Here is a 26,711-nt window from a genome sequence, read left to right as displayed (position 1 = left end):
TGACGAGATTGCAACTCCGTGCACGAAAACAGTTTGAGTAGCGCCCGATCGACGGCTGATGCATAATGTCCGCAGGGATTTCCGGGCGGTGTGGCCGCCTAGTCCGCGTGACCGACCCGACAGCGGTCATTGCAGGACCCCAGGGGCACGCCTCACCACGATTATGAGTTCATTGAGTGCGGAAGTGAAGCAGTCACTTCTCCGATATGTGCTGAGTCGGGCAGCGCAACGGAGCAATTAATGCTTCATTCACAGCGCCGCAATCTCATTCGCAATCGCAGGCGATACACAGGTGAGCCGCTGAGCATCGCCAGCCGTCACCTTCTCGATAGCACGCTATCGATCCCATCCGCAACACCGGAGCAGGCTGCGCTCGAAACGCTACTGCTTATCATGTGCGGTCGCATGGACTATCGCCCCTGGCGTGCACCTCTTAACTCCGAGCGGCGTTGGTACCCACCTTTCGGATTCCGTTATGTCGTCCCGCTTCCCGATGAGCTCCAACTCGACGTCCATCCCGACCTCCTCCCTTTCTTTGTCGGGCTGGTCATGCCTGCGGTCGAAACGGACGGAACTGAGGTGGGTGGGATCGCAGGACTCCGCGCCGAGGTACGCGCAAAGCATGTGCTACTCACTCGTCCCGGTCGGCCCGGACGGATCAAGGTCCTTACCCCTTCCTTCGCCTGGGAGGCCGCAGTTGCACTCGCCATCGACCACACCAACCGCGATATGGCAGTGTGGATGGACCATGCGGATGAATGGACACCGAAAGAAGTAGCTTTCTACAAGATCAACAACAGACTTTTCGATCTCGGCATTTCCGGAAATGCGTTCACGTCTGGCCTCATACGCCGTTGTCACGCAATATATGGCGGCCAAAACGTTCGCTATTGGAGTCTGTGGATTGATGACGGAATCCAACTGGAATGGCGCGGTGGACCCACCCATAGCGCAGTGATCAAGAGGCTTCTCGATCATGATTTCGGACTGAACGTATCGCTCGAAGATCCAACACGAAGGTGTTACTGCGAGGAGTCGGACCGGATCGGGAGAGATTACTGCTACCGGGTTGCAATTAGGAGCTCGGGTGGGCTGGGGCTCGCGCTACGACGTCATCCCCTACAGCTCAGACCGTAGACGTCAGCGTCGTGGTCGGCCCGAGGGTACCCCAGACGCAAACACCGCTCGTCACGCCCCTAACCGGTCACCAGATCTGCCGCCCTCCCCCCAGGAAAATGGTCCGTTCATGTCTCAGATCTTGGCGGTTAACCCGCTTATTGCGACTCCGACGACTTTCGGCGACTACGTCATCAAGGTGACGTGGCCGGCCACCCTGACCGCCTGCAGCCTCAGCCTTGCTCGCACCACGTCATGCGGCGAGGCATCTTGGCTGCGGCAAGTTGAGGCATGCCGAGGCAAACAGATCATGTACCCTTGTGGTATGACGGATAGGGGAGCCGAAGCGGAGGCATCTACCGAGCGACCGAACTGGCGCAACGAGAAGCTGGGCACTCGTATCCGAGTCGCGCTCTGGCTGCTGGACGAGGTCGGCGAAGGAAACCCCTTTACCAAAGAGCGACTCCATCATGCGTTCCCGTCCGCGCAGGTAGATCGACGGCTACGAGACCTCCGTAACCACGGCTGGGTAATCGAGACGTCGAGAACCCTCGCCGGCTTGGCTCCATCGGAGATGTTGTTCGTCAAAGCAGGCGACCCTGTTTGGGAGCCGCACGGACTCGTCTATGTTGCGAAGTCTGGCCTTGTGCCACACCGTCGAATACGCGACGCGGTCCTGGAGCGCGATGGCCACTCCTGCACCAATTGCGGACTTTCGCTGGTGGAGGGAACCATCGACTCCGAGATCCAACACATTCTGAAGCTTGCTTACGTACGGCCACGTTCCGAGGGCGGCACCGACTCGCTAAACAACCTAATTACACTCTGTGCCAACTGCCATGCGGCCTATGACCGACGGTCGCATGACCCGCTCGACCCGGAAGCAGTCTGGAATCTGGTCCAGGGGCTTTCCCCGAGCGATCAGACGAAGTTGCTCGCATGGATCGCCATGGACCATAGGCCACCCACCGATGCGGAACGCACTTGGGCGCTCCTCCGCGCTCTTCGAACGGATCAACGGGCTGACATCGCACGCCGACTCGGGAACATGGTGATCGCTCAAGCCGAGCACGAGGCGCCCTGAATTCACCCAGACCCCGTCGCCCCTGCCTCCACCTTCCACAGCAGGACAGGGGCCGACGGTTCGCCACCCACTCCGTAGAAGAAAGGTGTCCTACCCATGATGACTCATCCCTCGCCCGATCCCTCACCCCATCCCCGGCCGCCCCGCCCCTTGATGATCATCATTCTTGTGCTGGTGCTGGGCTTTCAGACCGGCCAGAGTGTCGACGAGATCAAGGGGATCCTGGCCGCAGTGGTGGCCGCGCTTGCGGTGCTGGCTGCGGTGGGCATGCTGCACCGCGCACATCCCGAGTGACCGAATAACGTTCGTGTCCTCCGCGAGCAGGCGGAATGCCGCTCGCGGGGGACGCTCCTGTCCCAACAATGAGGCGGGCCATCACAAAGATCGGGGTCGAAGTCGCGTCCTGGTAGTTCGGTAAAGCCCTGTCGGGTAGTTCCCGGTTGCTCGGGGGTTGCTCATTGGCACGCGAAACAGCGCGGCACGGGCCACCACCGACCGGCACTGGATCAGGAATGATGGCGGGCAAACCGGCAGAAGCCAGCACGCCCCGACACCGAACGGCACGGAACCCTCGAACTTTTAATCCGTAGGTTCAGGGTTCGAATCCCTGGCGCCCCACCCTTCGAACCGACTCATGGTTGACGCCCCTTCGGGGCGGCTGTCATGAGTCGTTTCTCGTTTACTCCGGGGGGCGACCCCCGGACCCCCGATGCGAAGGGGCTTGCGCCCCCTCGCGCTCCCCCTGGTCCGCTGTCACGGCCCTGGCGTCGCTGACGCTCCGGGGTCGCTTCGCTCCCTGGCGAAGGGCTCCGCCCCTCGCGCTCCCTGGACAGGCCTCGCTCCGCTCGGATCGCACTCGCTTCGCTCGCGCAGCCTTGGAGGCTGTGAACTGCAGGGGTGGCATTGCCGCGACAGGCGATACCTGACAACGGCCGCAGAGTATGGCCTATGGGTGGGCTTGTGGCAAGACCCCTGTCGTCATGCAGAATCTCCGACCGGAGCCGTGCCGACAACTGTGTGGCGCGATATTCGGAGTGGGGATAACCGTGATTTCTGGCGATGAACGTTATCGGAAGCACCGCATTGAGATCGACGGGCTAGAAATGGCCTACGTCGATGAGGGTGAAGGCGATCCGATCGTCTTTCTGCACGGCAACCCTACGTCGTCGCATGTATGGCGAAACGTCATTCCGCACCTGACCGGTTACGGGCGCTGTATCGCCCCTGACCTGATCGGGATGGGCGATTCAGCGAAACTCCCAAACAGCGGGCCGGGCTCATATCGATTCGTCGAGCACCGCCGTTATCTCGACGCGTTCCTCCAGGCCCTCGGCGTACATGAGCGGGTGGTGTTGGTGCTGCAGGACTGGGGTTCGGCCCTGGGTTTCGACTGGGCCTGCCGTCACCCTGCCTCGGTGAGGGGCATCGCCTACATGGAGGCGTTCGTGAGCTCGATCTCCTCGTGGAGTGACTGGCCGGAGGAGGCAGTGGCCTTCTTCCAGGCGGTTCGCTCCGAGGCGGGAGAGGAGATGGTAATCGACCGGAACATCTTCGTCGACGACATCCTGCCTGCGCAGGTGCTGCGAGGGTTGTCAGAGGAGGAGTTGGCCGTCTACCGCCGTCCCTACACGGAGCCAGGTGAGTCGCGTCGGCCTACGCTCACCTGGCCGCGTGAGGTTCCCGTCGCGGGCGAACCTCGCGACGTCCATGACGTCATCTCGCGTTATGCGGAATGGCTCGGGAATTCGCCGGTTCCCAAATTGTTCGTCGAAGCGGTTCCGGGGACGATGTTCGAAGCGCATCGCGTCATCGCCCGTTCGTGGCCGAATCAGGCGCACGTCACGATCAAGGGCGGCCACATGCTCCAAGAAGACGCGCCCAATGAGATCGGAGAGGCCATCGCCTCCTGGCTACGGGATCTCTCTTCGTGATCGGGCTCTTTGGCCGGCCCATCTATTGACCTGCCGGATCAGGCGTGAGTCGTTTTGCGACGCGGAAACTCTGGGTTTGGTCTTCCCGGCCCTGTCGTTTTACAGCTGCACGCGAGGCCGGTGAGGTCACCGATATAGCCTCCGGAGTCGATCGCCTTCCGCGTCCAGCAGGGAAGGCGGCCGCCTCCGGCCCTGAACTGGGTGGCTGAGTGCTACCAGTGCCCGAGTGCGCCTCCCTTGCAGAGGATCACGGCGTGGGCGAAGAATCGGCGGCAGCCGCCTCTGGGCGGTGCTCGCCCCGCGTAGCCCGGGGCGAGGCAAGTCGACGCTAGTCGGAGCAGCCGTCGGCGGGTCAGCCCTTGGTGGCTGCGCGGACGGTTGCGAGCAGTTCGCCGTTGGTGACCGCGTTGGTGACAGCCTGCAGGTCGGGGCTCATCCAGCGGTCGTCGACGAGGGCGGGGACGCGTTTGCGGATCGCCTGGTGCAGTGCGTTCGTGCCGGCGCCCAGGGACAGGCCGGTCATCTTGTCCTTGATGAGGTCGATGCCCTGGGCCGCCATGAGGTACTGGACGGCCAGGACCGTGGGCAGTTGCCCTAGGTTGGCGAGGGTCTTGCGGATGGAGGCCATCGCCATGGAGTTGTGGTCTTCCTGGCCGTCTTTCACCGGGCGCGACAGCACGCTGGCGGGGAAGGCGTTGCTCTGCATCTCGGGGATCAGCGCCGCGGCGACCGTCTGCACCTGGACCAGGCCGGAGTTCAGGCCGACCACGCCGCCGGCGAGGTTGGCGGGCAGGCCGTAGCTCCATCTGCTCGACAGCAGGCGGCCGGACAGTTCCTGGGAGAGTACGGCTACGTCGGCAACGTCGGCGTTGAGGGTGTCGGCCGCGTGGCCCATCATCGCGGCGTCCCAGTTGCCGCCCATGACGAACTCGTAGCCGCCGCCCGCCTTGGGGAAGATCAGCGGGTTGGAGGTCGAGGAGTTGATCTCGCGGCGCAGGATGGTGCGGCAGTGGGCCAGGTCGCGGCGCAGGACCGCGAGGATGTGCGGGGCGGCGCGTACCGAGACGGCGTCTTGGATCCGCGGGTGAGGCTCCTGTCCCAGGGCGGTGTCGAGCTGGGCTCGTCCTCGGTCGGTCATCCACTGGCTGCCCTTGATCAGGGTGCGGATCCTGGCCGCGACGGCTTTCTGCTCGGGGATGTGGCGTTCGTCGTGGGTGCGTCTGTCCAGGGAGCTCTGTTCGGCGCGGGTGGCCTCCATGAACAGGGCGAACGCGCCCTCGGCCAGGTCGGCGAGGGACTCGGCCTGGTGGACGGCGTCCAGGAACTGTGCCGCCGCGACGGTGCTTCCGCTGATCAGCGGGAGGGCTTCACCTTGCTGGAACTCGAAGTCGGTGCTCAGTCCGGCCATCGGGAGGATCTGCGCGGCGGGGCGTTCCTCGCCTCGGTAGCGGGCGGGGGCCTGTTCGCCGATCGCCACCAGGCCGGCTGCGGCTTGGGGTTGCAGGTCGCCGGTGCCGAGTGAGCCGATCTGCGGCATGACCGGGGTGATGCCGGCGTTGACCAGGTCCAGGAGCCGTTGCGGTACTTCGGGGCGGACGCCCTCGTCGGCGCGGGCCATCTGGTTGGCTTTGATGATCAGGGCCAGCCTGGCGACGCGGTCCGGGAGGGCGGGGCCGGTTCCGGCAGCGTGTGAGAGCAGCATGTTGCGTTGGAAGCGGCGCTGCTGGGTGGCGTCCAGGGGATGGTCTTTCAGCGGGCCGAGGGCCTGGTTCCAGCCGTAGACCCTCGCGCCGCCCTTGAGGGCGGCGAGTGCGCCTCGGCGGGTGCGCTTCATGGCCGTGACGGCTTCGGGGTCGAGTTTCACCTGTACGGTGTCGGCCTCCAGGACGGCGAAGGCGTCACGAACGGTGAGGTGTTCGCCGTCCAGCGACAACCGGACTACCGGCGCCGCGGCAGACGAGATGCCCGCCGAGGCCGAGGCGACCGTCGGCCCGGAGCAGGTGATGGCCACGCACGCCAGTCCTGCGATGATCTTGTTCCGCATGACGCGGATGTTCTCCCCGGCCGACGCGGGTGCCCGTGATGCCGCGCCACCGATGACCCAGAACGATGCGTCCCTTGACCGAACCTGAGGACCGGGCTTCGTGCTGCCTACGCCGTCGAAAGGATCCGTGTTCGGCTGACGCCGGCGTGGCGGCCTTCCCCGGGCCACGGGTCGTCATCTGGCGCAGAAGTGGGTGGTCAGCGCCTGCGCAGGGGCAGGCCGGTGATCTTCTCGGCGAGCAGGCCGAGGGCGGTGTAGCCGGTGTTGGAGTAGGACCGGGGGCAGCTCTCGAGTTCGTCGCCGCGGGTAACGGTGCCTCGCTTTAGGCCGACCGACGCAACGGGATGATCAACAAGTGTGTCGCCACACGTGACTTCAAGATCACGACCAGTAACGTTCCGGCCGAGTTGATCTAGGAGAACGGAGCTCGTCTTGATGTCACATCGGCGTACGCCGGCCCTTGCCGCCGCACTGCTCACGCTGGTCACCGCTTCGGCCATGGCGACCGGGACCGCGCAGGCGGCACCCGCCACGCGGAACAACACGACCCCCTGTGTGCGGACGGGCCAGGCCGCCTATCCGGTGAACTACTACTGGAAGAACGTCATCGGCGCGCAGCTGGGCCGGGGCGACGTGTCCGTGACCACCACGCCGTCGTTGTGGGGCGGGGAGATCGCGCCCGGTTCGACGTTCAGCGTCCGGCTTGCCCACCGCACCGCCCAGTGGCCTTTCCTGGTGCGCACCTACACCACCAGGTGGGACATCTCCGCGCTGCTGGCCAACGCCGACGTCGTCGGCCAGTCGGGCACGGGGTCCATCAGCGGCAACACGCTGACGATCTCGTCGGGCACCAAGTCCGACCCCGCCGCGAAGGTCATCACCTTCCGCGTCAAGCAGGGCACCGTCGGGCGGAGCATGACCATCCGGCCGAGCGGCATCAGCAGTGTCATCGCCTTCCCGGGTCAGCTGGGCAACAACACCCCGGCGCCGCCGATCCGCATCGTGAGCGGTCAGAGCATCTCGCCGACCACCGCGGTCGACGACAACGTCACGACCCCGCAGGACACCCCCGTCACGATCCCGGTGCTGGGCAACGACACCGGCGCGGGCGCCACGATCACCGCCGTGGGGCAGCCCGCCCACGGCACCGCGACGGTCTCGGGCAACGGTGTCCTCTACACGCCGCCGGCCGGGCTCAGCGGCACCGACAGCTTCACGTACACGATCACCACGGCGTGTGGGACCAGCACGGCGACCGTCACCGTGGTCGTCACGTGCGTCAGCAACCCGATCGGGCTGGCCAACGGCAGCTTCGAGTCGCCCTATGTCGCCTCGGCGCGATGGGACATCCCCGACGCCGCCACCAACCCGGCCGCCGGATGGCGCACCACCGCCACCGACGGGATGCTGGAGATCTGGCGCAGCGGCTACCAGGGGGTGCCCTCGGCCGACGGGCAGCAGTTCGCGGAGCTCAACGCCACCCAGCCCTCGACGCTCTACCAGGACGTGCCGACCGTGCCCGGCACCGTCATGAGCTGGTCGATCTGGCACCGCGGCCGTGCGGGCACCGACGTCATGCACGTGCTGATCGGGGCGCCGGGCGCGACCGTCGCGCAGACCCCGAACGGGGCGAGCTCGCCCGACATCGCCACCGGCAACACCGCCTGGCGTCAGTACACCGGCACCTACACGGTTCCGGCCGGGCAGACCACGACCCGGTTCTCCTTCCAGGCCGTCTCGTCGGCGGGCGGGGGCGCGTTCGGCAACTTCCTCGACGGGGTCGTCTTCCAGACGCCGCCGTGCAAGCCCATGTCGTAGGGCTCAGGTCGGCGGCGCGCTCATCGCCGCCGCCAGGAACGTGATCGCGTAAGCGCGGGACTCCTCGCCGCCCACTCGGCACGCGCCCTCGGCCCGGTCGACGGCCGTCACGGCGAGGAGTCCCCGCATGCGGAACCAGAGTTCCTCCGGGGAGAGGGCCGGCAGCGCGTGCCTGAAGGCCGCCAGGTAGCGGTCGTACACCGTGCTCTGGGCCGGGCCGGTCCAGCTGCGCACCTCCTCGGCCGGGTCGCCGAGGATCATCATGATCAGCTTGGACGTCCCCTCGGCCGCCGACATCTCGTCGAACATCGGCCCCACCCACGCCGCCACCAGGTCGGCGACCGGCGGCTCCGGATTTTCGGCGAGCAGCCGGTCGAGGGCGGCGCACTGCGCGGTGATGATGGGCTCGACCACGCGGCGGGCCACCGCGGCCAGGAGCTCCGCCTTGGAGCCGAAGTGATAGCCGACGGCCGCCAGGTTCGCCCCGGCCCGGTCGGTGACCGCGCGCACCGAGGTGCCTCGATAGCCGCGTTCGGCGAAGAGATGAGCGGCCGCGTCGAGGATCTGCGTGCGGGTGTCGGGGTTCGTCACGTGTGGCAGTATACGAACGACTGATTTAAACGAACGTTTGAATGAGGCGATCATGAAGCTGCTCGTCTACGGCGCCGGGGCACTCGGCACCTTCTATGCCGCCCGCCTCCACGAGGCCGGGCACGACGTCTCGCTCCTCGCCCGGGGCAAGCGCCTGACTGACCTGCGCGAACACGGCGTGCGCCTCGCCGAGGGGACCAGCCCCGACATCAGGCGGATACCGGTGCCGGTCGTCGAGAAACCCGCCGGCGCATACGACCTGATCCTCGTCATCGTGCGCACGCACCAGGTCGACGAGGTCCTGCGGACACTCGTCCACGTCGAAGGAGACGTGCTGTTCCTGCTCAACTGGGCGGCCGGCCCCGAGCCGCTCGGCGCGGCGATCGGGCCCGAGCGGGTGCTGCTCGGTTTCCCCGCGTCCGGCGGCACGCTCGACGGCGACGTCCTCCGCTACCGGCCCACCAACCTCGTCACCCGCCGCATCGCGATGGCCGTCGGCGAGCCCGACGGGCGGACCACCCCGCGCGTGGAGCGCGTCGTCGAGATGTTCCGCGCCGCCGGTCTCCCCGCCAGAACCGAACCGCGTGTGGACGCTTACCTCAAGACCCACGCCGCCGTCGAGGTGCCCCTCGGTCAGGCGTCGAACGCGGCGGGCGGCCCGGAGTCGCTGGCCGGCGATCCCGGCGCGGTCCGCGCCATGATCCGGCACATGCGGCGGAACCTGGCCGCCCTGCCGACGCCGCCGGTCCCCCGCGCGGTCGCCGCCGTGCGCACGCTGCCCGAGGGGGTGCTGATCGCCGTCCTGCGACGCTTCCTGCGCAGCCCGACGGCCACCAACGGTTTCGTGTACGCCACCCCCGCGGCGACCGCCGAGCTGCAGCGGATGGCCGAACAGGTCACGGCGTCACGACGAGGCGCCGCCCTTTGAGGTCGGTACGCCGCCACGCGCTCTCGATGTCGCTCAGCGGCACCCTCTCGACGTCGAAGGTCAGCTCGCCCGACCGCGTCCACGTCACGATCTGCCGGTAGGCCTCGTCCATGGTCCGCGGGTCGAGACCCTTGGCCGCGCCGCAGATCTCCACCCCGGAGGTGCGCAGGCTCGACGCCGCGACCGTGAGCGCGGGACCGGCCGACTCCCCGATCTGGACCACCCGGGTCGGCGTGCCGAACGCGAACGACGTCGGCGTCAGCGCCCGCAGCAGGATCTCGCTGGGCCTCCCCCACAGGTAGTCCAGCACGACGTCGTAGCCGTCGCCCTTCGCGTCGAGGTAGGCCCGCGCCAGGTCGTCGTCGGAGACGGCGGTGTTGATCACCTCGTCGGCCCCGAGGGCCCGGATCTCCCGCAACTGGACGTCGTCACGCCCGGTGGCGACGATGCGCCCGGCGCCCAGCAGGCGGGCGACCTTGACGGCGAGCCGTCCGGCGACGCCGGTGGCGCCCTGCACCAGCACCGTCTCGCCCGGCGTGAACCCGGCGGCCGTCTTCATCGACATCGCGGTGATCGCCGAGGCCAGCACCGCCGCCACGGCCGGTTCGACGCCGTCGGGGATCGGCACGTAGGAGCCGAGGGGGACGACGGACTTCTCGGCCAGCGCCCCATAGGGCGGGCGGATGTTGCCGAACCCGACCAGCGTGCCGTCGGGCAGGGCGCCGATGCCGTCGAAGGCGGGGATCAGCGGGTACTCGGCGCTCACGTAGTGGGTGCCGGCGGCGATCGCCTTGTCGACGTTCTCCACGGCGACCGCCTTCACGTCGATGACGACCTCGCCGTCGGCGGGCACCGGGTCGGGGAAGTCCTCGTAGCGGGGGACGCCGCCCGGCTCGTACAGGACCGCGGCTTTCACGGCCGGTCCTGGCCGAACACCCGGGCGACGCGGGTCTGCCAGGCCACCAGCACGCGCGGCGGCCGGGTGTGGTCGTGGCGCGGCCGGCCCTGGTGGCCTGGCGGCGGATTCTCGGCGTGTGCGGGGATGCCCGGGATGCGGTGGGTCGCCCGGTGCAGCAGGTCTCGGAGCCGGTGGCTCATCGGTGCCTCCTCTGGGTTCTCTATCACCGATAGAGAACTCTATCAGCGATAGGGTGCGCAAGGAGGTAGCGGAAATTGGCTCTGGACAGGCAGCGGATCATCACCGAGGCCGTCGCGCTGCTCGACGCCGAAGGGCTCGACGGGGTGACCACGCGCAAGCTGGCCGCCCGGCTCGGCGTGCAGTCGCCGACCCTCTACTGGCACATCCCGAACAAGGCGGCGCTGGTCACCGCGATCGCCGAGGCGATCCTGGAGCAGCAGTTCCCCGAGTTCGTGTCGCCCGATCCGGCGGAGCCCTGGCCCGACTGGCTGATCCGGCTGGCCGGGCGGCTGCGGCGGGCGCTGCTGGCCCATCCCGACGGCGCGCGGGTGATCTCGGCCTCCCAGTTGTCGCTCACGATGGCGGGCATCTCGGAACTGGCGATGAGCACGCTCGTGGCGCGGGGCGTCCCGTTGCGGCGGGCCCGGCTGGTCGTGGTGACGGTGTTGCGGTTCACCGTCGGTTACGTCCTGGAGGAGCAGACCGGGCCGCCCGGCGCGGAGGCGCTGGAGGGCTTCGACATGGACGCCTACGCGGCGGCGTATCCCACGGTGATCGCCGGCGTGACGGAGTACTTCGAGCCCGGCCGGACCGTCGACGACCTGTTCCGCGACTGCGTGGCGCAGATCGTGCACGGACCATCGAGTTGACCCGCTTTCACTGACCCCCGATACTCTCCGTAGCCGTCAGGCCCCCATCTACCAGCGGAGAGTGACTGAAGTGAAGAAGGCGTTCGTCGTGGCCCTGCTCGCACTTGGCGCCGTGGGGGTCGCCGCTCCCGCGCGGGCCGCCGACGGCCCCGGGCTGCTTTTCGACGATGTCATCTCCATTCCGGGGAATCTCCTTCAGGTCAACGTCCTCCCGATTTTCCCCGCGGGCGCTTCGTGACCTGGCTATGACAACGTGTGGTGACGGCGGGAATATGCGTTTGTAAATGGCGATGTTCCGCCAATGTTCCGGCTCGTCTTGATGGAGATCTGTTCCGGCGTGGGCGACGGTTTCCCCTCATCGTGGGGCGTGGCAGGTCTCCTCACCCAAAAGGCAGGGCCCTCATGGTCAAGCGAGCCGTCGCAATCGTCGCCCCCACCCTCGCCACATTAGTCGGATTAACTCTTCCCGCATACGCGGTGACCCTGCAGCAAAAACTTTCCGCACTTTCCACCTTCAGCCAGCCCACCGCGTCGAGCGCCGACAGCTGGCGGGGCGCCTGGCAGAACCAGGGCGCCTGGGCCGACTACGGGTTCGACTGGTCGACCGACCTGTGCTCGACCAGCCCCGACCAGCCGCTCGGCTTCGACTTCCGGATGCCGTGCCGGCGGCACGACTTCGGCTACCGCAACTACAAGGCCGTCGGCCAGTTCTCGGCGAACAAGCCGCGCATCGACGACGCGTTCTACTACGACATGAAGCAGGTCTGCGCCGGCTACTCGACCATCCCGCGCAACACCTGCAACGGCGTGGCCTGGACCTACTACCAGGCGGTCAAGCAGTTCGGCGCCCTCAACGTCACCGAGGCGCAGATCGAGCAGGTCCGCCTCAACGCCGAAGCCTGATCGTGAGCCGAGACCGGCCGCCGCCCGAAGGCGCGGCCGGTCTCGTGAACATGGGCAAGCCGGGGGACTCTCTCGACCTTCAACCCAGACATAACGGGTAAGGCGGGTGAATGCGCATCGGAGTAATGGACATCGGGTCGAACACCACCCATCTCACGGTCTCCGACATCACCCGCGAGGGGCCGTTCCACGCCGTGGCGTCCGAGAAGCACGACGCGCCGCTCGCCGAGGGCACGGGCGACGACGGCGCGATCGGGCCCGGCGCGGTCAAGGAACTGGTGCGGGCCGTCGACGAAGCCGTCCGGGAGGCGCGCGAGCACGACGTCGAGGAGCTGATCGCGTTCGCGACCGAGGCCGTCAGGGACGCGCCCAACCGGGACGCCGTCGTCTCGAAGGTCGCCAAGAAGACCGGCGTCCGGATGGGGTTCCTCCCGTCGGAGGCCGAGGCGCGGCTGACCTTCCTGGCCGCGCGCGAGTGGTACGGCTGGCAGGCGGGCCGCCTGGCGGTGCTCGACATCGGCGGGGGATCGCTGGAGGTCGCCGTCGGAGACGGCGCGGAACCGGCCGCCGAGATCTCGTTGCCGATCGGGGCCGGGCGGGTGACCGCCGAGTATCTGCCCGGCGATCCGCCCAGCGCCGACCAGGTGCGGCGCGCGAGCGACGTCGTCCACAACCAGCTGGCGGGGTCGGTCGGCAAGGTACGGGCCGATGGGCCGGTGCGGGCCGTGGCGACGTCCAAGACCTTTCACGAGCTGGCGAAGCTGACCGGCGGCCACGGCGTGCTGAAGCTGAAGCGGCTGCGCAAGCGGCTGCCGAAGCTGGCCGCGATGAGCAACCGCAAACGGGCCAAGCTGAAGGGCGTCGCGCCCGACCGCGCCGACGAGGTGCTGGCGGGGGCGATCGTGGCCGAGGCGGTCATGACCGACCTGGGCCTCGACGAGGTGGAGATGTGCCCGTGGGCGGTCCGCGAGGGCATCCTGACCCGGCGGCGGCAGATGATGCTGAGCCCCGAGACCGCCGAGGCGGGCGACGAGATCGCGCCGCTGCGGCAGAAGAAGTGGTGAGCGGCCGGATCGCCGACCCGTGGGGTGACCGCACCCCCTACGGGCCGGGCGAGGCGTGGCCGGTGCGGGTCGACTGCCAACTCGCCGACGGGCTGGCGCCCGGCGACGTCGACCGATGGGTGCCGAGCGCGGCGATCCTGCACAGCAACGGCGACGGCCTGGAGATCGCGGTCAAGGACGGCCGCATCGCCGGGGTGCGCGGCCGGGCCGGCGACCGGGTCAACCACGGCCGCCTGGGCCCGAAGGACCTGTTCGGCTGGCAGTCCGGCAACTCCCCCGACCGCCTCACCCGGCCGCTGGTCAGGGAGGACGGCCGTCTGGTCGAGGCGAGCTGGGACACCGCGCTCGGCCGGGTGACCGGCAGGGTCAGGGAACTGCTCGACGAGCAGGGGCCGAGCGCGCTGGGCTTCTACACGACCGGGCAGCTGTTCCTGGAGGAGTACTACACCCTCGGCCTGATCGCCCACGGCGGGCTGGGCACCGCCCACGTCGACGGCAACACCCGCCTGTGCACGGCGACCGCCGCAGCGGCGCTGAAGGAGTCGTTCGGCTGCGACGGGCAGCCGGGCAGCTACGCCGACATCGACCACGCCGACGTCATCTGCCTCTACGGCCACAACATGGCCGCCACCCAGACGGTCACCTGGAGCCGGATCCTCGACCGGCTGGCCGGGCCGCACCCGCCCGCCCTGATCTGCGTCGATCCGCGCACGACGCCGGTCGCCGAGGCCGCGACCGTGCATCTGGCCAACCGGCCGGGCACCAACGTGCCGCTGATGAACGGCCTGCTGCACGAGATCATCGAGAACGGGTGGATCGACCGGGCCTACGTCGAGGCCCACACCGTCGGCTTCGACGAGCTGCGGCGTACGGTCGCCGACTACCCGCTGGAGAAGGCCGCGCTGATCTGCGAGGTGCCGGAGGAGGACCTGCGCCTGGCCGCCGTGCTCGTCGGCACCGCCGAGCGGCTGCTGTCGACCGTGTTGCAGGGCTTCTACCAGGCCAATCAGGCCACCGCGGCGGCGGTGCAGGTCAACAACGTCCACCTGGTGCGCGGCATGCTCGGCCGGCCCGGGTGCGGGGTGCTGCAGATGAACGGCCAGCCGACCGCGCAGAACAACCGCGAGTGCGGCGCCGACGGCGACCTGCCCGGCTTCCGCAACTGGTCGAACCCCGCGCACGTCGCCGACCTGGCGCGGATCTGGAACATCGACCCGCTCGACATCCCGAGCTACTCGCCGCCGACCCACGCCATGCAGATCTTCCGCTACGCGGAAGAGGGCTCGATCAGGTTCCTGTACGTCATCGGCACCAACCCCGCCGTCTCCCTGCCGGAACTGGCCCGGATCAGGGAGATCCTGGCCCGGGAGGAGCTGTTCCTGGTCGTCCAGGACATCTTCCCGACGGAGACGACCGACCTGGCCGACGTGGTGCTCCCGGCCGCCGCATGGGGCGAGAAGACCGGCGCGTTCACCAACGCCGACCGGACCGTGCACCTGTCGGAGCAGGCCGTCGACCCTCCCGGCGAGGCCCGGTCCGACCTCGACATCCTGGTCGACTTCGCGGCCCGGCTCGGCCTGACCGACCGCGACGGCGCGCCCCTGGTGAAGTGGCACGACCCCGAGGCCGCGTTCGAGGCGTGGAAGGAGTGCTCCCGGGGGCGGCCGTGCGACTACAGCGGGCTGACGTACCGGAGACTCCGCGAGGGCGGCGTGCAGTGGCCCTGCACCGACGAGAAGCCCGACGGGACCGAGCGCCTCTACGCCGGCGGCGAGTTCCTCGCCGCGCCCGACTACTGCGAGAGCTACGGCCGCGACCTGGTCACCGGCGCGCCGTTCGAGGAGACCGACTACCGCGCCATGAACCCCGGCGGCCGGGCGATCATCCGCGCGGCCGGGTACGTCGCCCCGCACGAGTCGCCCGGCGGCGACTTCCCGTTCTGGCTGACCACCGGCCGCTCGCTCTACCAGTTCCACACCCGCACCAAGACGGGCCGGACCCCGGAACTCCAGGACGCCGACCCGGAGGTCTGGGCGGAGTTGTCGGCCGCCGACGCCCGCCGGCTCGGCCTGGCCGAAGGCGACCTCGCGCGCGTCACGACGCCGCGCGGCGTGGTCGTCGCGCCCGTGCGCGTCACCGGGATCCGGCCGGGCGTGGTCTTCCTGCCGTTCCATTACGGCTACTGGGACCGCGAGGGCGGCGACCACGACCGGGCGGCCAACGAGCTGACCATCACCGACTGGGATCCGGTGTCCAAGCAGCCGATCTTCAAGACGGCCGCCGCCCAGGTGGAGAAGGAGGACCGGCCGTGAAGTTCCACCTGCTGATCGACGAACTGCACCGGTCGGAGGACGAACTCGGCCGGGCCCTGCTCACCATGGCCGACCGGCACCGGAACGACCACGAGACCTTCCACGTGGCCCGCGACCTGGCGGCCTGGTCGTTCGACCACCTGCGCGCGCTGGCCCCGGCGGGCAAGGAGTTCGGGCTCGACCTGACCCCGTCGGACGGCCCGGTGCCCCTGACGCGCGACTGGCTCGGCCACCGGGAGCCCTCGGTCCTGCTGCTGGCCGACTTCCGCTACCTCTACCGCCTGGCGGCCGGGGTGTCGGCCGACTGGGAGCTGCTGGCCCAGGCGGCGCAGGGCGCCCGGCGGGCCGACCTGCTGTCGCTGGCCGAACGGTGTCACCCCGAGACGCTGCGCCAGCTGCGCTGGGCCAACGCGCGGCTGAAGGATTCGGCGACCCAGGCGCTGGTGAGCTGAGGCCGGTCACCGGCGGCCGGTCGTGGCGATGCCCTGCACGAAGTAGCGCTGGCCGAGGAAGAAGACCACGATCAGCGGCAGCGTGGTCACCACGCTGCCGCCAGCACGATCTCCCATTTCGGGTCGCCGCCCTGGTAGAACTGGTCGACCACGGCCTTCAGCCCGCGCGGCAGCGTGAACAGCTCCGCGTCCTGGAGGTAGATCAGCGGCTTCATCAGGTCGAACCAGCTCGCCTTGAGCTCGAAGACGAACGCGATGATCAGGGCCGGCCGCGCCCGGGGAACCGGAAGTAGGCGAACCCGAACGCCACGAACGCGCTCGACACCGTCACCGCCAGCGCCGCCGCGACGCCGACGACGACCGAGTTGAGCAGCCACGTCAGCATGGGGGCGGCCGCCCACACGTCGGCGTAGCTCTGCGGCCGGAACGGGATCGGCAACTGCCCGGCGAAGGTCAGGTCGCGCGGCCGCAACGAGGCGAGGACCAGCCAGACGAACGGGTAGAGGAAGATCGCCGAGGCGGCGGCCAGGAGCATCAGGGGGAAGATCCGGCGGGCGGTCATTCGTAGTGCACCAGACGGTCACCGACCTTGATCTGCACGAACGTGATCACGGCGATCACCGCGAACAACAACCAGGCCAGCGCGGAGGCGTAGCCCATGTGGAGGTACTGGAAGCCCTGCTGGAACAGGTACACGACGTAGAACAGGGCGGCGTCGCCGCTGGTCTGCTGCGCCTGGGAGGTGCCGAAGTACATCGTGTAGACCTGGTCGAACATCTGCAGCGCCGCGATCGTGTCGACGATCACCACGAAGAACAAGGCGGCGCTGATCATCGGCAGGGTGACGTGCCGGAAACGCGCCCACGTGCCCGCGCCGTCGATCATGGCGGCCTCGGTCAGCTCGCGCGGCACGTTGCGCAGCGCCGCGAACAGCACCGTCCTCACGGGCCGAGCGCCCTGACCGCCTCGGCCTGCGCCTGGCGCAGCGACTCGGCGGCCGGCTGCGCGCCCTGGAGGACCCGGGTCGCCGCCTGCTGGTAGGCGGTGGTGAACTCGGCGGCGGCCCGCGACGGCGGCACCGTGAAACCGGCCTGCTGCACCGAGCGGATGACCGTGACCGCGTCGTCGTAGGCCCGGTGGCCCGACGGCTTGACGATCTCGCCGAAGATCACCTCGTCGGCCTTCATGTTGCCCGTGTACGTGCCGATGTTGACCTTGCCCTCGGCCGTGCGTTTGGCCTGGCGGGCCCTGGCCGCCGCGATCCACGTCTCGGCGGAGGTCATCTCCTTCATCCACGTGCAGGCCGCCTCGGGGTTCTTCGCGCCCTTGGGCGCCGCCCAGGCGTTGCCGCCGACGTTGTTGACCGGGGTGCCGTCGCGGCCGAGGAAGGGCAGCACGGTGATGTCGGCGTCGGGGTCGGCGCCCGCCATGGCGGCCACCACGAACTGCTCGGTCGGCAACATGCCGAGCTGGTCCTTGGCGAAGGGGTTGCCGGCGCCGAAGTAGTCGAAGGTGTCGGCGAAGGCCTTCACCCGGTTCCAGCCGCCCTGGTCGGCGATAGGAACGCCTGCTCGTCGAACTGCCCCTGGTTGATGGTCACCGGGATGTCGGGATGGACCTTCTCCGGGCAGGCCGAACCCCATGGTGGTGAAGCCGGTCGCGGACGACCCGCGGAGATCGCGGCCAACAGGAGGACGGCCATCGGATCCGTTAGCGGTTTTCGAAGGAGGGCACGGCGAACAAGGGGGGCTTTCGAATTCGAGGGAGCAGACCATGAAGGCAGTCACCTGGCACGGCAAGCGCGACGTCCGCGTCGACGAGGTCGCCGATCCTGCGATCAAGGAGCCGAACGACGCGATCATCAGGGTCACCACGACCGCGATCTGCGGCTCCGACCTGCACCTGTACGAACTGTTCGGCCCGTTCATCGACGAGGGCGACATCCTCGGCCACGAGCCCATGGGCGTCGTCGAGGAGGTCGGGCCCGAGGTGGCCCACATCAGGCCGGGCGACCGGGTGGTGATCCCGTTCAACATCTCCTGCGGCCACTGCCACACCTGCGACCAGCGGCTCTACGCCCAGTGCGAGACCACCCAGGTCCGCGACCAGGGCAAGGGCGCCGCCCTGTTCGGCTACACCAAGCTCTACGGCCAGGTCCCCGGCGGCCAGGCCGAGTACCTGCGGGTGCCGCAGGCCCAGTTCGGCCCGATCAAGGTGCCCGAGGGGCCGCCCGACGAGCGGTTCGTGTTCCTGTCGGACGTGCTGCCGACGGCCTGGCAGGCGGTCGCCTTCGCCGACGTGCCCGAGGGCGGCTCGGTGGCGGTGATCGGCCTCGGCCCGATCGGCCAGATGTGCGCCCGCATCGCCCGCCATCTCGGCCACCGCGTGATCGGCGTCGACGGGGTGCGCGAACGGCTGGAGATGGCCCGCCGCCACGGCATCGAGACCGTCGACGCTTCGGAGATCGACAACGTCCAGGCGCACATCCTCGACCTGACCGGCGGGCGCGGCGCCGACTCGGTGATCGACGCGGTCGGCATGGAGGCGCACGGGTCACCGGTGGCCAAGGTCGCCCAGACCATGACCACGTTCCTGCCCGGCAAGCTGGCCGCGCCGCTCATGTCGACGGCCGGGGTCGACCGGCTGAGCGCCCTCTACACCGCCTTCGACGCGGTCAGGCGTGGCGGCACGGTCTCGATTTCCGGCGTGTACGCCGGCATGAGCGACCCGATGCCGATGCTCAAGCTGTTCGACAAGGGCGTCACCCTGCGCATGGGCCAGGCCCACGTCAAACGGTGGATCGACGACCTGATGCCGCTGGTCGCCGACGACGCCGACCCGCTGGGCGTGATGGACCTGACCACCCACCGGCTTCCGCTGGACGAGGCCCCGCAGGCCTACGAGATGTTCCAGAAGAAGCGCGACGGGGCGATCAAGATCCTGCTTTCGCCGGGTCGTGGCCCCAGTTCATGAGCGAATAACGCCACGGCGTGCCGCTGACGTCGCCGCTCGGGCGCTGGGCCAGGTGCCGGTGGACGTAGCCGGTCACCTTGCGCATGTGCGCCCGGTCGGCGTCGGTGATCTGCCCCTTGCGTTTGCGCAGGATCTTGACGATCTTGCGGCCCGACTCGTGGCCGGTCGACTCGCCTCCCGAGTTCTTCTGCCCGACCTGCTGGGACTCGTCGGTGCGGAGCCACTTCTCCAGTTCGGCGGCCGTCATGTTGACCGCCTCGTCGAAATCCTTGTCACCCGTCGTCATCGAGGGCCTCCGGCTTGTGTACGGCGGTCCGCCCGCTCTTGTCGCTGCGCACGCGGTACTGCGGCTCCTCGGGCGAGGCGTCGACCGTGCGGCCCGACTCCTCGGTCCGCTTGGTGATCTTCTTCTCGACCTTTCCGTGGACGGTCTGACCGTGGCTCTTCCAGGTGACCTCGTCACCCTTCTTCTTGTTGGTCATGTGGCCGCCCTACCCCTTGTCACGTGATCAACGCAGGGTTTATGTGGTGGTTTGGCAGGGTATGCGGCTTTTACCAGCACATCAACATGCTGATGATCGTCTGACTCGGGATCGAGAGATGAACCTCCGGCTCAGCGTTCGCAAACGCGGCGCCGCGATCGTCGTCCACGTGGGCGGAGACATCGACATCGCGTCGATCTTCGACCTCTATGACTTCCTCCTGCTCATGGCGGAAGGACGCAGCAGGCTGACCGTGAACCTCTCCGACGTCGTCTTCATGGACTCGACCGGGATCTTCGGTCTCATGCGCGCCCGCGCCACCGTCCGCGACCGCGGCCACGACCTCGTCTTCGAGAAGCCCAGCGAACGGGTCGCCCACCTGCTCGACGTGATCGGCCTGTCGCTCAACACGGTCTGACCCTCACGACTGCGGCTCGTCGGGGAACAGCACCGAACGCCACTGCAACGTCGACCGGATGAGGTCGTGGGTGACGTGGTCCATGAACCGGGCCACCGATTCGAGCCGCTGCCCCGCCGGGGTGTCCGCCCCCATCACCTGGGCACCCTCACGCGCGACCGCGACGATGCGGTCGTTGGCCCGCGCGCTGGCCAGCATCGACTGGTACCAGAGGTCGAGGTCGACGACGTAGCGCTCCCGCCGGTTGTCCTGCCGTTCACGCCTGACCAGGGCCTGCCGTTCGAGGAACGCGATCGACTTGGACACGGACGCCGGGCTGACCTGCAACCGCCGCACCAGCTCTGCGGCGGTCATCCCGCCGCTGTCGCTGACGTAGAGGCAGGCCAGGATGCGCGACATCATCTGCGGCAGCCCCGACTCGACGAACGAGGTCGTGAACGACTCCTCGAACCCGCGAACCGCCTCGGGATCCCGCCCGTAGGCGTCGGGCGCCGCCGCCGGCGCCCCCGCGGGCGACCGCCTGCGCCGGTGGGCCCGGCGTTCGGTGGCCCGATGGGCCGTCTCGGCCCGGTAGGCGGCGGGCCCGCCGTTGCGCATGACCTCACGGGTGACGGTGGACGTGGGCCGGCCCAGGCTCCGGGCGATCTCGGCGTAGGCCAGCCCGTCGGCGAGCCCCGCGGAGATCTGCTGCCGCTCCTGCTGACTGAGTCTTCCTCCCGGCATCGGGCCGCGCCCCTTCTCTCGACCGCCTCGACGTTGCCGATTATGGCCTTCACCCTCAGTTCATTGCAACACGTGGCATCGTCGCATTGCATTCATGCTCACCTCCATTGCAATGATTTCGATGCCATTAGCTGCTGTGATGCCTTTTCAATGCAACGAGACAGTTGAAGGATTCGCGAACGCAACATAGCCTTTCGAATGTCAGAAACACACCGGACACCACGGAGCACATCATGCAGTTCGACACCCCCCAGGCCATCACCGCCAAGATCTCCGTCCCGATGGGCGGCGTCCGCATCGTCGCCGGCGACCGCGCCGACACCGTCGTGACCGTCCGGCCGACCAACCCCGGCGGCGCGGCCGACGTCAAGGCCGCCGAGCAGACCACCGTCGAATTCGCCGGCGGCGTCCTGGACGTCAAGGCTCCCGACAGCCCCCGCTTCGGCAAGAGCGGCTCGGTCGAGGTGACCGTCGAGCTGCCCGCCGGGTCGACCGCCGAAGGCAGCGGCATGGCCACCGGCTTCCGCACCGAAGGCCGCTTCGGCGGCGGCCGCGTCCAGACCGCCAAGGGCGACATCTCCCTCGGCACCGTCGACGGCGCCGTCATCGCCGACACCGCGCAGGGCGACATCCGCATCGACGAAGCCGTCAGCGGCCTGCTCGACCTGAAGACCAGCCACGGCACGATCGAGGTCGGAGTGGCGGCGGGGGTCTCGGCGGGGCTGCAGGCGACCACCGGTCACGGCACCCTGCGCGACCTCCGCAAGAAGTTCGACGGCGACCTCACCGTCGACATCCGCGCCACCACCTCATACGGCGACATCGTCGTCCGCGGCCACTGAACCGCTGGGGAGTATCGAAGGAGGTGCTAGTAGGTCTCGGTGACCTGAGCCCTGGTGGCGGGGCTCAGACCCTTGAGAAGCCGGCCCGACCGGCCGTCCGACGAAGCCTTGAGCAGGCCGGCGGTCACGGCCGGCGGCACATGCTCCAGCACCCCGACGGCCCGCGTCAGGGTCATCGCCTCCAGGAGCCGCGTCGCCGCCGAGGTGACCCCGAGCGTGCCGAGCAACGCCCCGGCGGTGCGCTCACCGGTGTGCAGCAGCAGACGTACACCCTGGTCGGGGGGCAGGATGACCAGCACCGCCGCCGCCCCTTCAGGCCGCATGAGCCCGAGGATGCGCCCGGCCCGCTCGGCCGGAAGGGCCCTGAGCGTCGCGGCCACCTCATGGGGACGAGTCGCCACCAGATCATCGAGCCGCTCAGCCGCCCCCCGCGGCTCCATCCGCCCAACGGAAACGGTGGGCCGACCCGACTCGCCTGGATCCTGCCCCCGCCGCGAAGAAGGATCCGCCTGCCTCGACCCGCCGGCCGAACCACCCGGCCGACGGGGATCCACCTGGCCTGGGCGAGCGTGCGAGTCCGGCCGCCTGGGCGCCGACGGCTCGCCCTCCCTACGACGGTCTGCCTGCCTGGGCGCGGCCGAGCCACCCTGCCCAGCGGGATCTGACCACCGGGATCTCGCCTGACCGCGCTGATCGTGCAGGTCCGGCTGTCCGGAGGAGTCCCCAGGCGCTGCCGTTCCCCTCCGCACACGAGGATCCGGCTGGCCGGGCGTCGCCTGGCCACGCTGATCACGGAAATCGGGCTGCTCGGATCCGGCCGACCCACCCCGCCCACGATGACCCCGCTCCTCGGGCACGGCCGAGCCACCTCGCCCGCGAGGATCCGGCTCCCTGGGGGCGGCTTGACCACGTTGATCGGGGGCATCCGGCTGCTCGGATCCAACCGAACCGCCTCGCCCACCATGACCCGGCTCCCTGGGCGCGGGCGAGCCACCCCGCCCACGCGGATCCGGCTCCCTGGAGGCCGCCTGACCATGCTGATCGTGGAAATCCGGCTGCTCGGATCCAACCGAACCGCCTCGCCCACCATGACCCGGCTCCCTGGGCGCGGGCGAGCCACCCCGCCCACGCGGATCCGGCTCCCTGGAGGCCGCCTGACCATGCTGATCGTGGAAATCCGGCTGGCCGGAGGAGGCCGACCCATCCGACCCACCCGGCCCACGAGGGCCCGGCTTCTTGAGGGCCGCCTGGCCACGCTGATCGTGCGAGTCGGGCTGCCCGGAGGAGGCCGACTCGCTAGGCCCAGCCGAGCCGCCCTGACGAGAATCCGACGGCGCAGCCGGGTCGCGCTGCGGATGCCTTGGCCCCACCTCACCACGCTGAGCCTGATCACCTCGGTTGGGTGAGTCCGGCCGTCTGGAGGCCGCCGGCTCGTTCTGCGCGTGCGGGGTCGGCTGTCTGGGTGCGGCTGGGCCCCTCTGATCGTGTGGGTCGGGTCGCCTCGGTGGAACACGTGCCGGGGCCAGGATTCGGTCCAGGCGGGCGGCCAGGGCTTCGGCGGCGAGGCGGCGGCCTGGGTCCTTCGGGAGGACGGCCGTCAGGGCGTCGTACAGGGGACCGGGGCGGCGGGGTGGGGGCAGCGGGTCGTTCAGGATGGCCAGGAAGGTCGCGGGGAAGCTGCTGCGGCGGAACGGGGAGTGGCCCTCCAGGGCGTGGATGAAGGTTACGCCGAAGGACCACAGGTCGGCGGCCGGGGATTGGGCGCGGTCGTTGACGCGCTCCGGGGCCATGTACTCGACCGTGCCGAGTAGCAGGCCGGTCGCGGTGACGCCCGTCTCGCCGGCGATGCGGGCGATGCCGAAGTCGACGAGGCACACCTGTTCGTCGCGGGTGACCACGATGTTGGCGGGCTTGATGTCGCGGTGGAGCACGCCCACGCGGTGGACGGCCATCAGGCCGCCCAGGACCTGGCGGGCCAGGGTGGCGACCTCGCGTTCGGTGCGGGGGCCGCGTTCCATCCACTCTTCCAGCGTGTCGCCTTCGATGTAGGCCATGACGATCCACGGGGTGCCGTCGTCGTCGAGGAACCAGTCGTGGACGGGCACCACCGCCGAGTGGGTGACCGACGCGGCGGCGCGGGCCTCGCGCAGCGCGCGCTGGCGCTGGGTGTCGACGGCTTCCTTGTGGCCCGACAGGGTGATGCGCTTGAGCGCCACCTTGCGGCCGAGCCTGGTGTCGCGGGCCACCCACACGGTGCCCATGCCACCGGCGCCGAGCTGACGGATCAGCTCGTATCTCTCGTTGATCATCCTGCTGTCAGTGGTCGTCGTCGGGCAGCAGTTCCACGCCGCCGGGGCGTTCCATGCTCGTCAGTCTGGCGGCGCGGGTGTCGTTCATGCGGCGCAGGGCGTCGTCGTCGCGCATGCCGGCCACCGGCTCCGGGCGTTCTTCCACGCTGGTGCCGTTGGGGCCGCGCCGGCCCTGCGCCTTGAAGCCGTCGGTGTCGGACGGGCGGGACCAGACCCCCCACACGTTCCACGAGCCGCCCGGGTCGGGTTCGCCGGTGTCGCCCTGGGGGCCGCCTTCGTTGAAGCTGCTGCGGGCCTTGCGGTATTCGTCCTTCTCGGCGAGGGCGAGCACGCGCTCGTAGTTGCCGGGGCGCATCATGAGCTTGATCATCACGGGCAGGCACTCGATGAGCAGGAACAGCAGGAAGAGCACGATCCGGGCGGTGCTGAGCGTGGAGTCCTTGCCGGTGACCTCGTTGAGGGCCTGGAGCCGGATCAGCAGGCCGTTGGTGACGAGGTTCTCCTCGTCGAAGACGTTCTGCAGGTCGGCCTGCCGGTCGACCGCCAGGTCGAGTTGCCGCTGCGCCTTCGGCAGCGCCTCGCGGGCGCTGGCCAGCCTGCTCTCCTTGGCGTCGGCGCCGGCGGAGGTGAGCTCGCCCTTCCGGTTCTCGATCTGCCGGTTCAGGTCGGCGATGCGCGCCTGGCTGCGGTCGTAGGCCCGCTTGCTGCTCTGGGCGAGGGGGCCGTCGCCCTTCTTCGTGCAGCCGGCGCCGCCGTAGAGCTGGCACTGCCATTCCTTGTACTGCTTTTCCGACTGCTTCTCGGCGGTCGCCCGGTCGGCCTGCAGGGATTTGATCTTCGCGTCCTGCGAGAGGTCGACCGGAACGTCTCCGCCGGACGAAATCACCTGCTGGAGCCGGGTCACATCGGCACGGAGTTCGTCGACGCTCTTGCCCACCGCGCCCTGGGACTGCTCGCGCTCGAACGCCTCGGCACGCTGCTGCTTGATTTCTACGATTTGTGCGTCGATTTCCGATTTGAAGATTTGCAGCACCAATGGCGTGGAGATGACCGCGCCGAGCAGGACGGCCATGAGCAGCCGCGGCACCGCCAGCGCGAAACGGCGCGGGCTGTCGCTACGCATCGTGGTGACCAGCCACCGGTCGAGGCTGAGGATCATCAGACCCCAGACCAGCGCGGTCGGCACCGCGAGCCAGACGGTGACGTCGAGGGCGCTCACCAGGGCGAAACACATCGAGATCACGGCGATCACCGCCGTGGTCAGTACCGCTCCGCCGACGCCTTCGAATTTCGCCGTCTCGCCTTTACAGCGAGCCAGGACATCGGGCCGCGCACCGGATAACGCGATCAGAAAGCGCCTCATGTTTTCCCCACCCATGGAGCTCACGTTCTGTGCTGGGTCTAGATCCTCGCAGTCACGGCCAACCCCCGCTAGCCTATCTGCAATATCGCACTTCGCTTTAAACCGGGACCTTCACCCAATGATCTGACCTATTTACGACACTCCGCAATTGACGACACCCCGGAGGCGCACCCGGTGCCCGACCCCGAAAACGATCTCCTTCGCAAGGCGCTCGCCAAGGCCGTGGCGGGTCTCCCGGGGATCGGCAGGCTGAGCGTGGTGGAGGCGGCCGCCGACGGGCTCACCTCGTTCAAGGTCGCGCGCGACGACCACGGGGTTCCGCGTGGCCGCCGCTGGCATTCGTCGTGGACCGAACTGGGCGGGGAGCACGCCGCGCTGCTCCGGGCGGCCGACCTCGACCCCGAAGACGACGTGCTGCTCGTCTGCTCCTCGCCCGGCAGCGCCCAGGCCGACCAGGCGTTCGAGTGGCTCCGCGCGACCCGTCCCGACGCGCCGACGTTACGGGTCGACGCCTCCGTCGCCGCCGCGATCACCGAGGTGCTGCGCGACGACCCGCTGACGCGCTCCTACGATCTGGTCGTCCTACGCCCGCGTACCGACGGGACCCTGGAACTCACGACGGTGCCGCTGTTCCCGGCGCAGGCCCGGCCCGGCGCGACCATGACGATGGCGCTGCGCTGCGAGGAGGGCGGGCCGGACGGCACCGCCTTCGCGGTGGTCACCTGGCAGGGCCAGGAACCCCAGCTGCTGTCGGTGGTGTCGGGCTCGCTGCACCCGGGCTCCTACAACGTCACCGCCGAACTCCGGCGGCCCGGCCGGGTGAGCTTCAGCGGCCTGCCCCAGCTGACCGACGATCCGCGCGGCTGGGCCGAACTGGTCGCCGACGTCCCGGCGCGGCTGCCGGTGCGGCCTTCCGACCCGGGACACCTGATCTGCGCGATCGAGGTCTGCGGGCCGGACCTTAAGGTGGCCGAGCGGGTCGGCCGGGCCCGTCAGGTGGTCTCGACGTTGTCGGACCGGACCGGGTTGTCGTTCTCGGTGGTGGCCTACGGGGCGCACTCGTTCGACCGGTCGGTGAAGGACGTCCCGGTCGAGGTGCGCGCCTGGCGCGTCGACGTCGCCGCCGCCCAGGACACCCTCGACGAGCTGGAGGAACGCGGCGCGATCACGCAGGGCTACCCGTTCCATCCGCACGCCGCCCAGGTCGAGGACATGCTGGCCGTCGTCGAACGGCGGCTCTCCCGCGACCCGGCGTCGTCCGTCGCGCTGCTGACCATCGGCGACCGGCCGCCGCACCCGCCGAAGCTCGACGCCTCGCGGGTGCTGCCCTGCCCCCACCGGCACGACTGGCGGGCCGTCGCCACCCGCCTGGAGCAGTCGCGGCAGGTCGTCTTCGGCGCGATCGTCGACTACCAGTCAGGAGACCGGATGTCGCGGGTGTGGCGGCAGCTCGGCTCGGCGGCGCTGGCCAACTTCGACGCGCTCGACCTCCGGGGGCTCGTCTCCGGTCTGGGGCTCGTCTCCGATGCCGTTCCCGTCCCGTTCCCCCTGATCGACGTGGAGTACTGAC

General features: G+C 69.1%; 29 protein-coding genes and 1 pseudogene. 16 read left to right on the top strand and 14 right to left on the bottom strand.

All coding sequences use genetic code 11. The features are described from left to right. Window positions 1–240: 240 nt before the first annotated feature. The 4 genes from AW274_RS40810 to AW274_RS33240 all read left to right on the top strand — a co-directional run bounded on the left by AW274_RS40810 (window position 241) and on the right by AW274_RS33240 (window position 4,131). Window positions 241–1,137: a hypothetical protein gene (locus tag AW274_RS40810; protein WP_157520867.1), complete on the top strand. Its 897-nt coding sequence runs from the start codon at window positions 241–243 to the stop codon at window positions 1,135–1,137. A 109-nt stretch (window positions 1,138–1,246) separates the two neighbouring features. Then, the gene (locus AW274_RS39745; RefSeq protein WP_083975250.1) at window positions 1,247–2,200 is read left to right on the top strand and encodes an HNH endonuclease; all 954 of its coding nucleotides are present in this window, start codon (window positions 1,247–1,249) and stop codon (window positions 2,198–2,200) included. 96 nt (window positions 2,201–2,296) lie between these two features. Beyond that, on the top strand, window positions 2,297–2,494 hold the full coding sequence (locus AW274_RS40805) for a hypothetical protein (RefSeq protein WP_157520866.1): 198 nt from the start codon (window positions 2,297–2,299) through the stop codon (window positions 2,492–2,494). Window positions 2,495–3,246: 752 nt separating this feature from the next. Next, entirely contained in the window at window positions 3,247–4,131 is an 885-nt protein-coding gene (locus tag AW274_RS33240) for a haloalkane dehalogenase (protein WP_062441488.1), read from the top strand. Window positions 4,132–4,483: 352 nt separating this feature from the next. On the opposite strand, the gene AW274_RS33235 is transcribed toward AW274_RS33240, so the two are convergent. Beyond that, the gene (locus tag AW274_RS33235; protein ID WP_062441073.1) at window positions 4,484–6,175 is read right to left on the bottom strand and encodes an HAL/PAL/TAL family ammonia-lyase; all 1,692 of its coding nucleotides are present in this window, start codon (window positions 6,173–6,175) and stop codon (window positions 4,484–4,486) included. 435 nt (window positions 6,176–6,610) lie between these two features. On the opposite strand from AW274_RS33235, the gene AW274_RS33230 reads away from it, so the two are divergent. Continuing rightward, complete coding sequence (locus AW274_RS33230) at window positions 6,611–7,993, top strand: Ig-like domain-containing protein (protein ID WP_157520865.1); 1,383 nt, start codon at window positions 6,611–6,613, stop codon at window positions 7,991–7,993. Window positions 7,994–7,996: 3 nt separating this feature from the next. On the opposite strand, the gene AW274_RS33225 is transcribed toward AW274_RS33230, so the two are convergent. After that, the gene (locus AW274_RS33225) at window positions 7,997–8,584 is read right to left on the bottom strand and encodes a TetR/AcrR family transcriptional regulator (RefSeq protein ID WP_062441066.1); all 588 of its coding nucleotides are present in this window, start codon (window positions 8,582–8,584) and stop codon (window positions 7,997–7,999) included. A gap of 52 nt (window positions 8,585–8,636) precedes the next feature. Here AW274_RS33225 and AW274_RS33220 point away from each other — a divergent pair, with 52 nt between their 5' ends. Continuing rightward, entirely contained in the window at window positions 8,637–9,512 is an 876-nt protein-coding gene (locus tag AW274_RS33220) for a ketopantoate reductase family protein (protein ID WP_062441063.1), read from the top strand. On the opposite strand, the gene AW274_RS33215 is transcribed toward AW274_RS33220, so the two are convergent. Both AW274_RS33215 and AW274_RS33210 read right to left on the bottom strand, forming a co-directional pair. Then, the gene (locus AW274_RS33215; RefSeq protein ID WP_062441060.1) at window positions 9,481–10,428 is read right to left on the bottom strand and encodes a quinone oxidoreductase family protein; all 948 of its coding nucleotides are present in this window, start codon (window positions 10,426–10,428) and stop codon (window positions 9,481–9,483) included. The genes AW274_RS33220 and AW274_RS33215 overlap by 32 nt on opposite strands. Further along, the gene (locus AW274_RS33210) at window positions 10,425–10,610 is read right to left on the bottom strand and encodes a hypothetical protein (protein WP_062441058.1); all 186 of its coding nucleotides are present in this window, start codon (window positions 10,608–10,610) and stop codon (window positions 10,425–10,427) included. The genes AW274_RS33215 and AW274_RS33210 overlap by 4 nt, the downstream gene beginning before the upstream one ends. Window positions 10,611–10,685: 75 nt before the next feature. On the opposite strand from AW274_RS33210, the gene AW274_RS33205 reads away from it, so the two are divergent. From AW274_RS33205 to AW274_RS33185, 6 genes are all read left to right on the top strand, one after another. Next, entirely contained in the window at window positions 10,686–11,300 is a 615-nt protein-coding gene (locus AW274_RS33205; protein WP_062441055.1) for a TetR family transcriptional regulator, read from the top strand. Window positions 11,301–11,370: 70 nt separating this feature from the next. After that, window positions 11,371–11,538, top strand: a complete 168-nt coding sequence (locus AW274_RS40800) for a hypothetical protein (RefSeq protein WP_157520864.1) — start codon at window positions 11,371–11,373, stop codon at window positions 11,536–11,538. A gap of 239 nt (window positions 11,539–11,777) precedes the next feature. Next, window positions 11,778–12,203, top strand: coding sequence for a phospholipase (locus AW274_RS33200; RefSeq protein WP_232320595.1), 426 nt, complete (start codon window positions 11,778–11,780; stop codon window positions 12,201–12,203). Between the two features lie 110 nt (window positions 12,204–12,313). Beyond that, a complete protein-coding gene (locus AW274_RS33195; RefSeq protein WP_083975246.1) occupies window positions 12,314–13,267 on the top strand; it encodes a Ppx/GppA phosphatase family protein in 954 nt (317 codons plus the stop codon). After that, the gene (locus AW274_RS33190) at window positions 13,264–15,579 is read left to right on the top strand and encodes a molybdopterin oxidoreductase family protein (RefSeq protein ID WP_198169532.1); all 2,316 of its coding nucleotides are present in this window, start codon (window positions 13,264–13,266) and stop codon (window positions 15,577–15,579) included. The genes AW274_RS33195 and AW274_RS33190 overlap by 4 nt, the downstream gene beginning before the upstream one ends. Continuing rightward, entirely contained in the window at window positions 15,576–16,031 is a 456-nt protein-coding gene (locus AW274_RS33185) for a hypothetical protein (protein ID WP_062441047.1), read from the top strand. The genes AW274_RS33190 and AW274_RS33185 overlap by 4 nt, the downstream gene beginning before the upstream one ends. Before the next feature lie 86 nt (window positions 16,032–16,117). Here AW274_RS33185 and AW274_RS42810 read toward each other — a convergent pair whose 3' ends face one another. Genes AW274_RS42810 through AW274_RS41590 form a run of 4 tightly spaced genes read right to left on the bottom strand, consistent with a single transcriptional unit; the run spans window position 16,118 to window position 17,563 of the window. After that, window positions 16,118–16,246, bottom strand: a complete 129-nt coding sequence (locus AW274_RS42810; protein ID WP_269750642.1) for a hypothetical protein — start codon at window positions 16,244–16,246, stop codon at window positions 16,118–16,120. 44 nt (window positions 16,247–16,290) lie between these two features. Beyond that, on the bottom strand, window positions 16,291–16,593 hold the full coding sequence (locus AW274_RS41600; RefSeq protein ID WP_198169531.1) for an ABC transporter permease family protein: 303 nt from the start codon (window positions 16,591–16,593) through the stop codon (window positions 16,291–16,293). After that, window positions 16,590–16,976 carry a carbohydrate ABC transporter permease gene (locus AW274_RS41595; RefSeq protein ID WP_198169530.1) on the bottom strand — a complete coding sequence of 129 codons (387 nt, stop codon included), beginning with the start codon at window positions 16,974–16,976 and terminating at the stop codon, window positions 16,590–16,592. The genes AW274_RS41600 and AW274_RS41595 overlap by 4 nt, the downstream gene beginning before the upstream one ends. Continuing rightward, window positions 16,973–17,563: a type 2 periplasmic-binding domain-containing protein gene (locus AW274_RS41590; RefSeq protein ID WP_062441040.1), complete on the bottom strand. Its 591-nt coding sequence runs from the start codon at window positions 17,561–17,563 to the stop codon at window positions 16,973–16,975. The genes AW274_RS41595 and AW274_RS41590 overlap by 4 nt, the downstream gene beginning before the upstream one ends. Before the next feature lie 241 nt (window positions 17,564–17,804). Between AW274_RS41590 and AW274_RS33165 the strand changes: the two genes are divergently transcribed. Next, window positions 17,805–19,004: a zinc-dependent alcohol dehydrogenase gene (locus AW274_RS33165; protein WP_062441037.1), complete on the top strand. Its 1,200-nt coding sequence runs from the start codon at window positions 17,805–17,807 to the stop codon at window positions 19,002–19,004. Here AW274_RS33165 and AW274_RS33160 read toward each other — a convergent pair. Together AW274_RS33160 and AW274_RS33155 are read right to left on the bottom strand one after the other, a co-directional pair. Further along, window positions 18,964–19,290, bottom strand: coding sequence for a DUF3140 domain-containing protein (locus tag AW274_RS33160; protein ID WP_062441033.1), 327 nt, complete (start codon window positions 19,288–19,290; stop codon window positions 18,964–18,966). The two genes, AW274_RS33165 and AW274_RS33160, sit on opposite strands and share 41 nt — an antisense overlap. Then, the gene (locus AW274_RS33155; protein ID WP_062441031.1) at window positions 19,277–19,486 is read right to left on the bottom strand and encodes a hypervirulence associated TUDOR domain-containing protein; all 210 of its coding nucleotides are present in this window, start codon (window positions 19,484–19,486) and stop codon (window positions 19,277–19,279) included. Before AW274_RS33155 ends, AW274_RS33160 begins: the two co-directional genes overlap by 14 nt. A 118-nt stretch (window positions 19,487–19,604) precedes the next feature. Here AW274_RS33155 and AW274_RS33150 point away from each other — a divergent pair, with 118 nt between their 5' ends. After that, window positions 19,605–19,904: an STAS domain-containing protein gene (locus AW274_RS33150; RefSeq protein WP_062441027.1), complete on the top strand. Its 300-nt coding sequence runs from the start codon at window positions 19,605–19,607 to the stop codon at window positions 19,902–19,904. Window positions 19,905–19,907: 3 nt separating this feature from the next. Here AW274_RS33150 and AW274_RS33145 read toward each other — a convergent pair whose 3' ends face one another. Then, window positions 19,908–20,627, bottom strand: a complete 720-nt coding sequence (locus AW274_RS33145; protein WP_062441018.1) for a GbsR/MarR family transcriptional regulator — start codon at window positions 20,625–20,627, stop codon at window positions 19,908–19,910. A gap of 233 nt (window positions 20,628–20,860) precedes the next feature. Between AW274_RS33145 and AW274_RS33140 the strand changes: the two genes are divergently transcribed. Continuing rightward, window positions 20,861–21,469 (top strand): DUF4097 family beta strand repeat-containing protein, encoded by a 609-nt coding sequence (locus tag AW274_RS33140; RefSeq protein ID WP_062441015.1) that lies wholly within the window; start codon window positions 20,861–20,863, stop codon window positions 21,467–21,469. A 26-nt stretch (window positions 21,470–21,495) separates the two neighbouring features. Here the strand turns inward: AW274_RS33140 and AW274_RS42370 are convergent, their stop codons facing one another. The 3 genes and pseudogenes from AW274_RS42370 to AW274_RS33120 form a co-directional block, all read right to left on the bottom strand. After that, a complete protein-coding gene (locus AW274_RS42370) occupies window positions 21,496–21,870 on the bottom strand; it encodes a magnesium and cobalt transport protein CorA (protein WP_232320594.1) in 375 nt (124 codons plus the stop codon). Between the two features lie 1,197 nt (window positions 21,871–23,067). Beyond that, window positions 23,068–23,730: pseudogene (locus AW274_RS43075) on the bottom strand (serine/threonine-protein kinase); the annotation flags it as partial. Between the two features lie 55 nt (window positions 23,731–23,785). Continuing rightward, a complete protein-coding gene (locus AW274_RS33120) occupies window positions 23,786–25,141 on the bottom strand; it encodes a DUF4407 domain-containing protein (protein ID WP_198169529.1) in 1,356 nt (451 codons plus the stop codon). Between the two features lie 174 nt (window positions 25,142–25,315). On the opposite strand from AW274_RS33120, the gene AW274_RS33115 reads away from it, so the two are divergent. Beyond that, window positions 25,316–26,710, top strand: coding sequence for a hypothetical protein (locus AW274_RS33115; RefSeq protein WP_062441001.1), 1,395 nt, complete (start codon window positions 25,316–25,318; stop codon window positions 26,708–26,710). Window position 26,711: the final 1 nt, after the last annotated feature.

Origin of the sequence: Herbidospora daliensis (genome assembly GCF_001570585.1) — a bacterium.
In the GTDB taxonomy this organism is placed as follows: Bacteria; Actinomycetota; Actinomycetes; order Streptosporangiales; family Streptosporangiaceae; genus Herbidospora; species Herbidospora daliensis.
This window is presented reverse-complemented; position numbering and strand designations above follow the sequence as displayed.